The organism is Aureliella helgolandensis (assembly GCF_007752135.1).
Taxonomy (GTDB): Bacteria; Planctomycetota; Planctomycetia; order Pirellulales; family Pirellulaceae; genus Aureliella; species Aureliella helgolandensis.
In genome coordinates this window covers 424,038-439,524 of the sequence record NZ_CP036298.1, presented here as the reverse complement: position 1 = coordinate 439,524, position 15,487 = coordinate 424,038, and the positions used below count along the sequence as shown (strand labels likewise).

The 15,487-nt window shown below is 56.2% G+C and carries 8 protein-coding genes; 4 read left to right on the top strand and 4 right to left on the bottom strand.

All coding sequences use genetic code 11. The annotated features are described in order from the left end of the window. The first annotated feature begins 8 nt into the window (after window positions 1–8). Window positions 9–1,937 (top strand): sulfatase-like hydrolase/transferase, encoded by a 1,929-nt coding sequence (locus tag Q31a_RS01595; protein WP_145072998.1) that lies wholly within the window; start codon window positions 9–11, stop codon window positions 1,935–1,937. Window positions 1,938–2,269: 332 nt separating this feature from the next. Then, window positions 2,270–7,015 (top strand): PVC-type heme-binding CxxCH protein, encoded by a 4,746-nt coding sequence (locus Q31a_RS01590; protein WP_145072994.1) that lies wholly within the window; start codon window positions 2,270–2,272, stop codon window positions 7,013–7,015. A 330-nt stretch (window positions 7,016–7,345) separates the two neighbouring features. Here the strand turns inward: Q31a_RS01590 and ptsP are convergent, their stop codons facing one another. Both ptsP and Q31a_RS01580 read right to left on the bottom strand, forming a co-directional pair. Further along, entirely contained in the window at window positions 7,346–9,112 is a 1,767-nt protein-coding gene (gene ptsP / locus Q31a_RS01585) for a phosphoenolpyruvate--protein phosphotransferase (protein WP_145072991.1), read from the bottom strand. A 65-nt stretch (window positions 9,113–9,177) separates the two neighbouring features. Further along, the gene (locus Q31a_RS01580) at window positions 9,178–9,999 is read right to left on the bottom strand and encodes a leucine-rich repeat domain-containing protein (protein WP_145072988.1); all 822 of its coding nucleotides are present in this window, start codon (window positions 9,997–9,999) and stop codon (window positions 9,178–9,180) included. 303 nt (window positions 10,000–10,302) lie between these two features. Between Q31a_RS01580 and Q31a_RS01575 the strand changes: the two genes are divergently transcribed. Next, window positions 10,303–10,926 (top strand): pyroglutamyl-peptidase I, encoded by a 624-nt coding sequence (locus Q31a_RS01575; protein WP_145072985.1) that lies wholly within the window; start codon window positions 10,303–10,305, stop codon window positions 10,924–10,926. Between the two features lie 68 nt (window positions 10,927–10,994). Here Q31a_RS01575 and Q31a_RS01570 read toward each other — a convergent pair whose 3' ends face one another. After that, window positions 10,995–11,837 (bottom strand): transglutaminase-like domain-containing protein, encoded by an 843-nt coding sequence (locus tag Q31a_RS01570; protein WP_145072982.1) that lies wholly within the window; start codon window positions 11,835–11,837, stop codon window positions 10,995–10,997. A gap of 34 nt (window positions 11,838–11,871) precedes the next feature. Continuing rightward, window positions 11,872–12,861 (bottom strand): hypothetical protein, encoded by a 990-nt coding sequence (locus Q31a_RS01565; RefSeq protein WP_145072979.1) that lies wholly within the window; start codon window positions 12,859–12,861, stop codon window positions 11,872–11,874. 566 nt (window positions 12,862–13,427) lie between these two features. Here Q31a_RS01565 and Q31a_RS01560 point away from each other — a divergent pair. Next, window positions 13,428–15,473 carry an efflux RND transporter periplasmic adaptor subunit gene (locus Q31a_RS01560; RefSeq protein ID WP_145072975.1) on the top strand — a complete coding sequence of 682 codons (2,046 nt, stop codon included), beginning with the start codon at window positions 13,428–13,430 and terminating at the stop codon, window positions 15,471–15,473. Window positions 15,474–15,487 lie beyond the last annotated feature (14 nt).

Below are 15,487 nucleotides of genomic sequence, written 5' to 3'. Positions count from 1 at the left end.
ACCCGATCATGCATTCCTCAATCGTCCACGCTTGCGTCTTACTCGCCACGGCCGGCATTGTGCTGCTCGATTCACTCGGGTCGCGTTTGCAAGCCGCAGAACGCCCCAACGTTGTATGGTTGATCTCGGAAGACAATTCCGCTGAATACCTACGACTCTACGACGCGCATGGAGCGGAGGCACCACGCATTGCACAATTGGCCAGTGACGGCCTGCTTTTCAAGAATGCGTACTCCAATGCTCCCGTCTGCTCGGTTGCCAGAACGACCTTAATGACCGGCTGTTACGGCCCCCGAATTGGCACACAGTTCCACCGTCGCGAATTCGAAGCCCCCATGCCACCTGGGGTTGAGATGTTTCCGGCTTACCTCCGAGCAGCGGGGTACTACACGACCAACAATAGCAAGAAGGATTATAACGCAACGGAGACTCGAGGCACTTGGGATGAGTCTTCGAAGAGTGCAAACTGGCGAGGCCGCAGGGCAGGGCAGTCCTTCTTTCACATGCAAAGTTTTGGGGCCACGCACGAGAGCTCGCTCCACTTTTCTCAGCAGGACTTCGAGCGACAGAAAACGATCCACGATCCGACCACTGTCTCTATCGCCCCTTACCATCCAGACACCGAGCTCTTTCGCTTCACGGTCGCCAAGTATCTGGACAACATTCAAACTGTAGACCAACAAATCGGGGCAGTTGTCGATCAACTCGATCAGGACGAATTGCTGGAAGACACATTCATCTTCTACTTCGGCGACCACGGCGGTGTCCTCCCACGCGGAAAGGGCTACGCCTACAACAACGGATTGCACGTCCCCCTGGTCGTACGCATCCCTGAGAATTTCAAACACCTTTCCCCCTGGCCGGCCGACTCCCAGGTTCCAGGCTTCGTGCAATTCATTGATATGGGAGCCACCACGCTCAACCTGGCTGGAGTCCCCGTTCCCACCGGCATTGATGGCCAGCCATTCCTCGGGCTGGGCGTCACTGCTTCCGCGGTCGATGCACGTGATGAAGCCTTTGGCTATGCCGACCGTTTCGATGAAAAATACGATTTCGTTCGCTCCCTCCGAGTCGGGAAATACGACTACATTCGCAGCTACCAACCGTTCAATTTCGACGGTTTGCAAAACAACTACCGCTATATCATGCTTGCCTACCGCCAATGGCGAGAACAATTCCAGGCCGGAAAGCTCAACGAAACGCAGAGCCAATTCTTCCGCACTCGACCGTCAGAAATGCTATTCGACGTCGAAGCGGATCCCCATGAAGTTCACAATCTGGCCAACGACCCCGCCTACGCTACCGTGCTGCAGCGAATGCGAGACCGATTGCAATCGAAAGTCAAATCACTGCCCGACCTGAGCTTCTACCCGGAGAGCTATTTGGCCGAACACGCCGCCGCCAATCCAACGCAATTCGGCACGCAGCACGCTTCAGAAATTGCCGAATATGTCGCCATCGCAGATCTTAGCTTAGCCAAGTTTCGTGACATTGAATCCGATCTGGAGCGGGCCCTCGCTTCCCGCGATCCAATTGCCCGCTACTGGGCAATCATCGCGTGCAGCTCGCACGGCAAGAGCGCCGCCAGTCTCGCTCCTATTGCCCAACAGCTTGCACAAAACGACGACAACCGACTCGTGCGCGTCCGTGCTGCCGAGTTCCTGGGGCTTATCGGCGTGTCGGATCCTCAAAGCGTATTGCTGGAATGCCTCGGCCAGAGCAAGTCCCCCATCGAAGCTAACTTGATCCTCAACACCGTAGTACTGTTACGCGATGGCGAACCGGGATACGACTTCGATATCTCGGCTCGGAATCTTCTACCCCAAGCGTTGGAGAGCCAGGAAGTCCAAAGGCGACTAGCCTACCTCGAAGCGGTCGACGGTATTCCCAAAAACCCACAGGCACGCCCCCAACGCGTCCCAAAATCAGCCCAGTAAAATCTAGCCCAACAAACGAGCAGTCGACGGCTAGCAGGCCACTCGCAATACCCAACTCGGCGGGTGACGGCTTGTTGACATAGCCACCCGCTGCGCGAGCAAGGGAGAATGGTTGCTGCGGCAAGGCAATTAGCAGCACTACTTCTCCACGTTGAATACTAGAATCACTCTGCCAGCCGCTCTGCCGACAGGCTGAGCGCTAAGAATCGTGGAACACATTGCCTCAACATCCTGCTGATCTCACCTGTCAAATCGTGTATCATGTCAGGCAGAACTGCTGACGCACCTACGCCGTAGCGTCCCACCATGCACTCGTCCACAATGAGTCCCCCATGAGAATCATGATCCCTCTATGCAGCTTAGTATTGAGCTGCCTCTCGATTCCATCAGCGATGGCAGCTGAAGATCGCATAGTATTCAATCCGGGCAACGGAGCGGACCACCCCAAGCACGTGGTCCTGATCGCAGGAGACGAAGAGTATCGAACGGAGGAGACCATGCCGATGCTGGGTAAGATCCTCAGCCAGCATCATGGTTTCAAATGCACGGTATTGTTCTCGATGTCGGAGGACAACGTCAGTTATATCGACCCCAACAATTCGACGGGTCTCAAGGGACTGGACGCACTGCAGGATGCCGATCTGATGATTATCGGCACGCGATTCAGAACGCCCGATGCGAAAGGTAGTCAGTTCGTTACACAATACCTCAACGAGGGCAAGCCGGTCCTCGGCATCCGCACCGCCACGCATGCCTTTAACGGAAAAGGTTCCTTCGGCGGAATTCCGTTCGCAGACTTTGGGCTGCAAGTTTTAGGGGAAACATGGGTCAATCACCATGGCAAGCACAAGGTCGAGGGGGCTCGAAGCGTGGTGGAAAAAGGCCAAGCCAACCATCCAATCCTCAGGGGCGTGGGAGAAATCTTTTGCCCATCGGATGTCTACGGAGTCAAACATCTAACCGACGATGATCAAATTCTTCTCAGGGCTGCAGTTACCGAATCACTGGACCCTCGATCCCCCAACGTGGAAGGCGCCAAGAACGATCCCATGCAAGCCTTCGCATGGCTCCACTCCTACCAGAAGCCCAACGGTAGCGGGCAGGGGAATGCATTCTGCGCGACCGGTGGTGCGGCAGTCGATTTCGCCGACGAGGACCTCAGACGTTTAGTCGTGAACGCAGCTTTGCATCTGACCGGCCGCGACGTCCCAGCCCATTCGAACGTCGCTTTCGTCGACCCATTCGACCCGAGCTTCTATGGATTCATTCGCGAACCAGCCAACTACTGGGAAAAGCGAGACTTGCAACCTGCCGATTTCGGCTTGGGCAAAGCGACTGTGGCTGTCGACCCCGCCAATTCGCCTGCCTGGAAATTCGTGGAAACAGCATCGGATAGCCCGTCGTCCTCCAGCTCTTTGCCCTTTGAGTTCCGTGATCAAGAACGGATCGCCTTCGTGGGTGGCTCGCTGGCAGAACGCATGAATCTGTTCGGATACTTTGAGTCCCTCTTACACACTCGGTTTCCTGAAAAGGAATTGATCGTCCGCAATTTTGGCTGGCCCGCAGATGAGGTGGGCAACCAACAGCGGCCGGACAATTACACGGAAATTGACAATCCAATGGACGAGTTCGGACCAGAACTCTTCCTCTGCTTCTTCGGCTTCAATGAACACTTTCGCGGTGATTCAGCTAGCGAGATTGAGCAATTCCAAACCCAATACGGTCAGTGGATTGAACGCTACAAGCAGAAGTACTCCAAGGCGGGCCGCGAGGCGCGTTTCATTCTCGTCAGCCCCATCGCCTTCGAAGCGACTGACAAAGCCACCTTGCCCGATGGAGAGAGCAACAATCGCTCACTCGAAAAATACTCCGCTGCCGTTCGTGACTTAGCTCAACAGCTCGACCTGCCCTATATCGAATTGTTCCAGCCGACCAAGGTCGCCTTCGCAGAGGAGGCCGGTGCTCAATACACCATCAATGGCGTGCATTCCAACGAACAGGGGGATCGTTTGATTGCCGCCGAACTCGACAAACAACTGTTCCAAACACCTCATCCCGTCGGCATGGATGTCTCGACATTCCACCGAATCCGTGAGGCAGTCAACGACAAATCGTGGTTGCACCTCCAAGATTATCGGATGCTCAACGGTTGGTACGTCTACGGCGGCCGCCGCACTTGGGACACCGAGACCTTCCCTGGCGAGTACCAAAAGATTCGCAAGATGGTGGCCGTACGCGATCGCTACATCTGGGATCTAGCGGAAGGCAAAGACGTCCCCGAGATCCCCGACGATTCGGAAACCGGTGAGGTCTTTATTCCAGAAACGATGTTCGGCACCCGTGACGAAGGCTTCCGCAAATGGCGGGAGCCCAAAACCCTGGAGTATCCGACCCCGGAAGAGTCGATGGCTCAAATGAACGTTCCGGAAGGGTTTGAAATTCAACTCTTTGCTTCCGAAGCGGACTTCCCAGAGTTCTCGAACCCAACGCAAATGACCTTCGACACCCAAGGCCGCCTGTGGGTCTCCTGCATGGTGAACTATCCACAATGGCTGCCTGGCTCCGCTAAGCCGGGCGATAAAATCTTGATCTTCGAAGACACCGACAAAGATGGCCGCGCCGATGTATGCAAGACCTTCTACGACCGCCTCATTTGCCCTACCGGATTCGAATTCCATGAGGACGGGGTCCTCGTCGTGGATGAGCCTCGCATCATCTTCTTGCGGGATACCGACGGCGATGATCAAGCAGACGAGGTCAACTACTTGATCGATGGCATTGCCACCGATGACACTCACCACGCCATGGGTGCCTGGGAGTGGTCGCACGGAGGACTCCTCTACATGCTCGAAGGGGTCTCCATGTCCACTACCCTCGAGACACCTTGGGGACCGTTCCGCAATAAGGGCCCCTCGGGAGCCTACGTGTTCGATCCACAATCTTGGAAATTCCGCCACTTCCGCACCCCCGGCTACGGCAATCCGTGGTGCATGGTCTTCGATCGCTGGGGTATGGGAATCATCGGCGACGGCACCAACGCCCAACAACATTGGACCAGCCCTCTGTCGGGCTTTGCTGTTCCCTCACGGAAGACATTGAGACCAATTTTCGACAACGAAGGCATGCGTCCTGCCGTGGGCAACGACTTCCTGTACAGTCGCCATTTCCCGGACAGCGTCCAAGGTCAGTTTATCTATGCCTGCGTTATTAATATGCACGGTATGCCACGCTTCGACGTGGGGGATGAAGCCGACACCGCGGGCTTTGCAGGCCAGCGAGTCGACGACCTCCTCAGCTCAACCGACATGTTTTTCCGCCCCGTAGATCCACAAATTGGCCCCGACGGCGCCTTGTGGTTTGGCGATTGGTGCAACGCACTCATCGGGCACATGCAATACTCCCAACGCGATCCGAATCGCGACCACCAACACGGTCGCCTCTATCGCATGGTCTACAAAGACAAACCGCTGCTTGAGCCCACTCTGCAAGCCGGTAAGTCCATCGAGGAATTGTTGGAACAGCTGACCGCCTACGAAACTCGCACCCGCTACCGCGCTCGACGCGAATTACGTGCTCGCGAATCTTCGGAAGTCCTGAGTGCCGTCAAGCAATGGATCCAAGATCCGAACACCTCGGCAAACCAACTTTGCGAAGCGATGTGGCTGCAAGAGAGTTTCCGACAGCTCGATCCGACATTGATCGACCGCATCATGTCTTCCTCCGATTTCCACGCACGTGCAGCGGCTGTGCACTCGGTGGGCAATGAGATTGAACGCTACCCAGCCGCATTGGACCTGTTCAAGCGTGCAATCCGCGACGAACACCCACGTGTCCGCTTAGAGACCATTCGCGGCCTGAGCTACATCCCCACCTCGGAATCGGCAGAAGTGGCCCTGCAAGTCTTGGCGATGCCGACCGATTACTGGATCGATTACACGCTGGAGCATACGCTGCAAGCTCTCAAGCCCTCCATTGATGCGGCTGAAGACCAAGGCACCTTTCTCGCCAATTCCGGTGAAGAGGTTAAGCAGTTTTATCAAGACTACAAACTCTCGACCGGTCCCGGAGGGCAAGCCGTCAAGCCACTCAAGGAAGCCGAAGACACCGAACTATCCCAACGACGACGTGAAGCGGCGATTCGTACTTTGAGTGGTATCCGCGGTGGAGATAGCAAGCGCGGTTCCGTGGTATTCGATCGCGTCTGCGCGGCTTGCCACCAAATAGGCGACAAAGGCAAGGCATTTGGCCCTCGCCTAGACGACGTTGGTGCACGCTATAGCCGCGAACACATTATCCGCAACGTTCTATGGCCCAATGACACCATCGCGAAAGGCTATGAAACGGTGCAGCTCCTGACGATTGACGGTGAAGTCATCTCCGGCTTCATCCTTAGCGAAACGGAAGATTCCTTGACTCTCGGAGTCGCAACCGGAGACGGTAAGGGCAAAGAGGAAACGATCGCCAAGGAAGACATTGAAATTCGCAAGGAGATGAAAGCCAGCTCCATGCCCGAGGGGCTGGTGAAGACCATCGCTCCGAGCGAGTTTCTCGACCTGATCGAATACCTCAGCGATCAGAATCAATACGTCGTCCACGAGGATGGCTGGATTGAAACGGGAGCCGCAGATGTCGGCGAACTTCGCAAGCATGGTGAATTCATTGAGATCTCACGTGATGCTCAACTGCAATTGGGGGCTAATTTTTCCACCAATTGGACGAAGTACTCCAACCTAGTCCTAAGCGCTGTTGATCCCAATCAGCGCGAGTTCGCGTTCCACTCTCCCAACCAGGACACGCAGTCGCCAGCCATCGGCATCCGCCTGTCCGCGCCTGCAGAAATTCGTCACATCGACATTCAGAATCGCCGCAATCCACAGTTCTACGAACGCGCCAAGGATTTAGCGGTCTGGGTATCGGACGATGGCAAGGCCTGGAAACAGGTCTGGAAAAGCGAGATGCCTGCGGGCGAGTACTCGATCGATTTGCCAGCCGGCACGCGAGGTAAATACCTGAAAGTGGGCTTGGATGGTAAGGGCATTTTCCACCTTAACCAGATCGTCGTGTTTGGCTCGCGTTAGTCCAAAGAGGAAATGATGCGCATTGAGGGGTAGAGCCCCTCGATGCGAGCGTTGCCGAAAATTGTGGAACGGACGGAGTGGGTGCTAACCCTAATACTTCGTCCGTTCGTCATTTTCGCTCAGACGAAACCCCAGCCCCGCTGCCAGCCCACGGAGGGCGGCTCATCGCACTGCACAGAACGCACTGCACGAAGCACTGCGACGCGGCGCAACCCCTTCTGACACAGCGCCGAAAGATTCCGGTGGGCACGGAACACTCCTCACAAAAAGTGAAGAGGAGACAGGCAGCGCATTGGCGGTGCCACAAGGCCAGCGAGATTCCCACGCAAGCTACTGCATTAGAATCGGACGCAGGTTGGGAGCCAACGCTGCCAGTTCCTTGTTGAGCATGCTTCGAATCTGCCGAGTGGTCGAAAGCTTCAGCGCGTTGTGCAACAGTCTTTCTGCGGTAGAAATTGAAAGATGCGAAGCGAGCTCTTTGATCGAGGGAATGAAGGCAGGACTCATGCTAAACCGTCGCAACCCCATGCCCAACAGCACAGCAAACGCCTGAGGCTGTCCCGCCATTTCCCCGCATAGCGTGACCGGCCGTCCAGCCTGATTGCAACTGCGGACCACTGCAGCCAGCACCCGCAACACCGCAGGGGAGAGCGGCTGGCACAGATGGCTTACTTTGGGATTATCGCGGTCGGCAGCCATGAGATACTGCACTAAGTCATTGGAGCCAATCGACACAAAATCGACCGACTTGACCAGTTCATCGATCATGACGGCGGCGGCCGGAACCTCCAGCATCATTCCGAATGGCGCTTTACCAAAGACCTTTCCGTCGTTGAGTAATTGCTGCTCGGCTCGGCGCACGATCGCTCGCAAACGTCGCAATTCTTCGAGATTGGTCACCATCGGAAACAGGATTTGCGCCTTGGGAGGATCCCCAGGCTTGTCGGGTGCTGCCGCTCGTAGGATAGCCCGAATTTGCGTTAGGAAAAAATTGGGATGCTCAAAGGAGAGGCGAATGCTTCGCCACCCCATAAATGGATTCGCCTCTTGTTTTTCTCGCCCCAAGAAGGGGACCGTCTTGTCCCCACCAATATCTAAAGTCCGAATCGTTGCAGAACCACTTGGGCTGGCTGCCACCACCTCGCGGTAGATCTCAAGTTGCTCCTCTTCGCCAGGCACGCTTGCATGGGTGAGGTAGAGGTACTCAGTACGATACAAACCAATTCCAGATCCCCCCATAGCCACGGCGCTCTTCGCATCCGCGACCCCATTGATATTGGCCAACAACTCCAATGCCTGCCCATCTTTAGTGCGAGCGGGCAAGTCGCGATTGTCTGCCAGCTGATCTCGCAAATCGAAGAATTCACGCTCGAGCTTGCGGTACGCGGTTAGGACTTCGGGATCGGGATTGACGATCACGTGCCCCTCACGGCCATCCACGATGATCACGTCGCCGGTCTTGGTTTGACGCAAAACTCCGGCCACGCCACTCACCGCAGGAATACCACGGCTACGGGCGATGATCGCCGCATGACTGGTCTGACTCCCCGCTTGGGTAACGATCCCATGCACCGTACTATCGCCCAACATCACGACTTGGCTGGGCAGCAATTCGTCGGCAACGACGATAATGGGGCCTGAGAAAAACCCGGAGTCTTTGGTGAGCGCATCGCTCAGGTAGCCGGTCAAACGCTCGACGACATCGCGAATATCGGCGAGTCGATCGCGCAGGTATTCGTCGTCGGACCTATGGAGAAGTTCTCGGTAGTGCTCCAGCAGTCGAGCTAGGGAGGCCTGAGCCGACAGCCGTTCGTCACTGATCCAAGCACGCACCTTCCCCACCACGGTCGCGTCGTGAAGAATCGACTCATGCACGGCAAAAATAGCAGCCGCATCCTTGCCGACTTGCTGCTCAACTTTCTGTTGCAGCAGGCGCAGATCTTGGATGGAACGCTTTCGAGCACTCTCGAATCGCGCAATCTCGCCGGCCACCTCATGCGGCTGCAGCGTGGCCCGAGCGGGGTCTACGAAGACCTCGTGGATGCAATATGCAGTGCCGATAGTAACGCCAGGTGAAACTGCTATTCCTTTTCGCATGCGTAGAAGTTACCAAAAATGCCTCCATTCTACAATTTGGCTACCGACGCGATCCTTGACCGGGCCTACTCCAACGTTACCCGGGCCCCCGTTTCGCGAAAGGACTCGAGTTGAGCTTTGGCTGCCTCACTGTCGAGTGGGTTCCCACTCAAGTAAACACGCCAAAACGGAGCAAAATTTCGCTTTGTGTCCGCTTTGGCCATTTCGATCAGGACACTGATATCCGAGATCTCGTTTTTCGACAGCTGCAGGTCCTCCAAGCTACTCAAGGGCCGCAGAAAGCCCAAGTCCTTAACCTTGCAGCTGGAGAGATCGAGATTATCGAGCGATTTCAGCTCGCTAATCGGCGAAAAGTCTTGAATGGGATTTTCCGCCAAATAGAGCGACCAAGCCTTCTTGAACTCCTTGACCACCCCAATCTGCTCAATCTTGTTCTTGGACAGGTAGAGAGACCGCATGTTGTTCATTTTGGCAAGTGCCGAAATATCCTTCACCGCGTTGCCTTCAAGCTGCAAATACTGCACCCGCTCTAGGTTCTCCAGCGGCGTGACGTCGGAAATCTTGTTGCTCGCCAGATTGATCGACTGCAGTAGCGTTAGCCCCTTCAGCGGCGAGAGATCTTCGATCTGATTGTCCTCCAAATCGATCAATTGGATGGCCACACAGTGTTGCAGCCCTTCCAAACTCTTGATTTCCTTCGACTTGGCTTTGACTTGAGAGATTTTCTTGACGTCATCCACCGTCAAGGGTTCCTCGTTGTAGCGTTTGGCGTACACCTCGTGTCGCACCGCCGCTTCGAGGCCCTTATCGGGGAACAGGTCCTGGGCGATGAGAGGACTAGCTGAGGACATCAATGCGGTGATTGCTAGAAAAATCCAGTGTTTCATGAGGAATCTCGTAGGTTGGAGGCGGGACACTGCAGCAGGCAAAACCCTGCGATGCGGAGTGCGTGAGACGGTAGCCAATCTCGCCGAGGCGGCTCAATATATGGTAATCCGACACCTGCGGTGCTGCCAAGCGCCATAAAAACCATTAGAAACCTAGCGAATGGAGCGCAGTGCGCGCCAGCGTGTGCCATAATCTGAGAGCATCGGAGTGGCGAGGTGGCCACCGTAATATTCGAAAGTAGGGAGACGACGTCACAATCACCCACTTTTATTTGCCCACCTCGGGCTGGGAACGCCACTACCTTGCACGTCTTGCTGACAGCCTTCGAACCCTACGCCGAATGGCCGCAGAACTCGAGCTGGCTGGCACTCGTCGAGCTCCTCAAGAATCGCCCCACCCACCTGGAATTGACGACCCGTCGCTACCCAGTGGAACTTGCAGCCCTACGCAAGCAATTGCATGAGGATTTGCAGACCGATTACGATGCTGTGCTCCACCTCGGGCAGTCCCCTGGCACCTCCGCCATCAAGTTAGAGGCCATCGCTCTCAACGTGGCTGGCTGCGTGATGGACGCGGGACAGGAACTCCCGAATCTGATCGAGTCAGCCCCACTCGCATTCCGAAGTCAAATGCCACTTGCACGCTGGGCCGATGCTTTGCGAGAATCGGGTATCCCGGCGAAAATTTCCTATCACGCAGGCACCTTCCTGTGCAATGCCACGATGTACCTAACCCACTACTGGTACCAATCGCGTGGGGTCCACCGCCCCGTGGGCTTTGTCCATCTGCCGCTAGCCACCGAACAAGTCGCCCGGGGCACCGCAATTTTCCCCTCACTCCCCCAAGCAACGCTCGGCCGAAGCTTGGACATCCTGCTCAAAGAACTCAGCGCCATGAACGCAGCCTCCCAGCGCAGACTGGCTTAACGAGATTCGGCGGTTCCAATCGCCCACCAATCGCCCACCAACGCTCCAGTCCACTATGAATTCAGTGGCTAGGCTGTGGAAATTCCACTTTCCGGTGCGGCACCACCACCTGCGGCAGGGTCGGTGACATCACTGGCCCACACCTGCTGGTCCAACAATCTCGCGTCGCCATTGAGCGTCGCAATGGCCACGTCGGCCGCATCCCGCCCCGCTCCAATTCGCACCAGTCCGCTCACCAGACTTAGTCGAGTTGGATCGAACAAATACCACCGATCCCCTAGGAAGGCCTCCATGAATCCATGAAAGTCAGGGGGCTGGAGGTTTACGGCATAGCCGGCTACGTAGCGAGCGGGAATCCCCAGACCGCGGCAGAGTGTAATCGCTAGGTGTGCATAATCGCGACAGACTCCGGCACGCTGCAATAAGACCGCCGTCGCCGTCGTTGAGCTGTTCGTACTCCCGGGAGTATAGTCCAGGTGCTCGCAAACCCAATTGCATACCGCTTGAACTCGGCTGTACCCTCGATAGAGGTGGCCGAACTCTTCAAATGCGAACCGCCCGAGCAGATCGCTTTCGCAGTAGCGGCTTGGGTTCAAGTAAGTCAAAACCTCTGGAGGCATGTGAGCGGTACTAGCCTCGTTGACTTCGCCGGGCTCATCAATCTCTGGAGTCAAAGTGATGTTGCCACGGTAGGAAACATTCAACTCACACGGCTCGACGACAACGCGATGCATGCGATTCGCTTCAATCCCAGCACTGAAGGCCTCGGTAGCCAGGTTGGGATTCAGAATCAAGCTTTCACTATCGACGACTTGATGCGGTGTTAGGGCACAGCTAATCTGAAACAGGAACACGGTGGACTGCCGAACCTCATAGGAGAGGTTGCAGCCGACTTCAATCGACTTCTGCATTCAAAAATCTACCTTTCTCGCCCTACACTTGAATTCACCCAGCACTTGACGCAACGCGGCGGGCTGGCTTAGAAACAACTCGAATCAGTGGAACTGTCGTGGGGCCACCATGGAAGGTGCGACCGGTTTCCAGATAGTGATCGAACACAAAGGCTCCATGCTTCGCGTTGCCCGCTCGCAAACAGCGCAGAATAGCGGGATGACCGCACTCGGGACAGACGACACGCAGCCCATGGCTATCTAGCAAGTGGTGGACCAATTTGGCGAAAGCCTGATTTTCGGCCAGAGAAGCGAAAGACCAACCGAAAAAGGTTTGCAGGCGAGTCTCAATACTGCGAACAATCTGTTGCTGAATCACCTTGACCTCTTCGGTCAGCTGCTGCATGTGCTCCTCTGCTTGGACCAGCGTAGCGGCTGGCAATGTCATGCGACGACGCAACCCTCCATACACTCGCTCGCAAATGAGTTGTATGGCGCGCAGGAACAACTGCCTTTGCTTCTGGCTGAGCGGCTGTGCCTGCTCGGCCAAGACGATCTCCAGCAGCGCCACCGGCTCTCCCAAATGGAGAATTGGGCCAAACAGCAGTGGATAAGAGGTGGGATTTGCACCACCGGGTGTCTGCGACAAGTCGGCCACGTGCGTTGAATCGGGGGAATGCACCGCGTCTGGCGGCGAAACCTTGCGCCCCAGCCTAGCGGGCTCTGCCAGGAGAGGCTGCTTCTGCTGCCAAGCCAACTGCACCAAGCGCTCGTGTTTTTTTTGCTCCGAGATCGAGCCCAACAAGGCATCCATCTGGTAGCGGATGCCAAAGACCGCTCCACTTGCCCCCTGCGCCTTCATCCACGCGACCGCCGCCAGCCCACCCAGTAACTGGCTCAATTCCGGCAAGAGCTTCTCCAGAAACATCTGCAAGGGCAGCTCGCCGTCGACCAACTCCCCCAATCGCTTGACCTGAGGAGACGACGCACCAATCGACTCTCCGGGTAATTCCTCGAGTGCATGCTGCAAAGCTTGATTCTTCAAGGCGGAGTGCTTCGTTGAAGTGAGAGGGAGACGCTGGGAGAGACCGGCAGACTGCGTTGGTACCGTTCAAGGGTGCTGTGAGGGTCCAGGCGGGGGCAGTAGCCTCCCGGCACAGGCAGCTGAGATGCCAGTCGCGGCAGGCAAGTTCCCACAACTTCGCCTATCCTGACTCCCCGTTAAAAACCGAATTCGAGAAAACTAGCTATTTTCTTCCGCAAGCCCTATTGTTTATACTCTTCGTAGTAACATTAATCAACGCAGCCTCTGCAAGGAGGCAATTTATGTTCGAACTCCACTATTTCGTCCTTCAAAATGCGGGAACTTAAGGAAGTTTGCGGTGTCCAAGCCGAGGCTCGCCCCCCAGTGCTGGCAGCCCAAACATGCTTGCGATTGGTATAACCGCTACGGGCGACGCCCCACCCCCTGCAACCACGGAAAGTCATCAAGCGAAAGCTTGCAGTCGCTTTCTGACCATTTACTGTCGAATTCATCGCCCATTTGTTTTCTCTCGAGCCAGTTCTACAACCGGAACAGGATGTTCGAGCTCCAACACCGCGAAGGCTGATATGGCTTCCACACCCTCCCAAGAGACAGTCGAGCAGACTAAGCAGCAGATCCGCACCTTGATCAACGAGATCGCGGAGCTATCGCGAGCCGACGCCCCCAGCGAAGAGTTCTTCCCGGCTGTCCTCAAGCGAATCGTCGACGCCCTGGCTGCCGTGGGTGGCGCCATTTGGCTGCTCGATGACGAGGGGCAGCTCAAGCTAAGCTATCAGATCAACGTCAATCAAAACCTGCTGGAAGCCCACAGCGACGATGCGGCCAAGCATGCCAAATTGCTGTCCCGCCTCTATCAGCGTGGACAATCGGAATTGGTACCACCCCACTCGATGCTGGGCGAAGGGCAGGACGAGGGAAATCCCTCACAATACCTGCTGGTGGTCTCGCCGCTGTCGAGTGGTGGAAAGCAGACCGCAGGCTTGGTGGAAATCTTCCAACGCCCCAATTCGGCTCCCAACATCCAACGCGGCTACATGCGTTTCCTGGATCAGATGGCCAGCCTGATTGGAGAGTGGCTTAAGGGGCGGACCTTGCAAAAGGTATCCGACCGGCAAGTGATGTGGCAAAAGGCCGATCACTTCGCCCGCTTGGTGCATGACAATTTGGAAAAACGCGACACCGCCTTCACCATTGCCAATGAAGGCCGCCAGCTCATCGGTTGCGACCGTGTGAGCGTGGCCATCCAGAAGGGCCGCAAATGCAAAGTCGAAGCGATTAGCGGACAGGATACGATCGAGAATCGCTCGAATATCGTGACAGCCCTCAACAACTTAGCCACTCGCGTCGTCTCGGCTGGAGAGTCCCTGTGGTATGACGGCACGGTGGAAGACCTCCCCCCGCAGCTCGAAGAAGCGATCGAGGACTACGTAGACCTGTCCCACGGGCGCTCCATCGCCGTGCTGCCGATTCGCCGCCCCGAGAAAGTCGTGGAAGGGGATGTGCACTCCAAGGAAACAGTCCAGCGCGAAGACCTCTCCAAGCGTGAAATCATTGGCGCCTTGATCGTCGAACAGATCGAAAGCCAAGTCCCCCCCGAAGCCTTGCGTTCGCGGTGCGATTTAGTCTACGAGCATGCGGCTCGGGCTCTCAACAATTCCATGACCCACAGCGACTTGTTCCTGATGCCCGTCTGGCGGACGCTCGGGCGTGCCACTTGGCTCTTCCGCGGCTCCACCTTCCCCAAGACCATGACGGTGCTGAGCCTCCTGGCTGTCGGCCTACTGGCCCTGTTCCTGGTGCACATCAATCATGACCTGGAAGCCCAAGGCTCCTTGCAACCGAAGACGCAACGGCAAGTTTTCGCGCATGTCGATGGTGAAGTCGAAGAGGTGTTCGTGGAACATGGCGAAGCCGTCCTGGCGGGACAGCCACTCGTTAAACTGCGCAACCGTGACCTGGAAATTCAACTCTCGGAGCTCAATGGCCAGTTAGACCAAACCCGCGAGCAAATCGTCGCCGTCGCAGAACTTCAGAACCGTGCCGCAGACCGCGCCGAGCGTGTCAAGCTGACCTACCAAGGTCGAGAACACGTGGCTCACGAAAAAGCTCTGTTGGAACAGTATGAATTGCTCCAAGAGAAAGAGCAAAAACTGACTATTCGCAGTCCCATCGATGGCATTGTCATGACTTGGGACTTGAAGAAGATGCTCCGTGCACGCCCGGTAGTCACCGGCCAAGTCCTGGTAACGGTAGCTGATCCCAATGGAGAATTCGAGCTCGAGTTGCTCATGCCAGAAAAACGCATGCGGTATCTGGATCAAGCGATTGAAGCGTCTGGCGGACAACCACTGCCGGTCGATTTCATCCTAGCCACCGATCCCTCAGTGGATCACCAGGGGACGCTGTCAATAGATGCCATCCACGCGCGGGCAGAATTGGATTCCACCGAGGGGGCAGTCGTTAAGCTTCGCGTGCACCCCAATTCCATGGAGGGTATCAGCCCACGACCTGGAGCGAAGGTCATTGCCGATGTCACCTGCGGTAGGCGTTCGGCAGCCTTTGTCTGGTTCCACGAAGTTATCGAATGGGTGCAAGCCAACGTTATTTTCTAGCACAGCTCGAAACC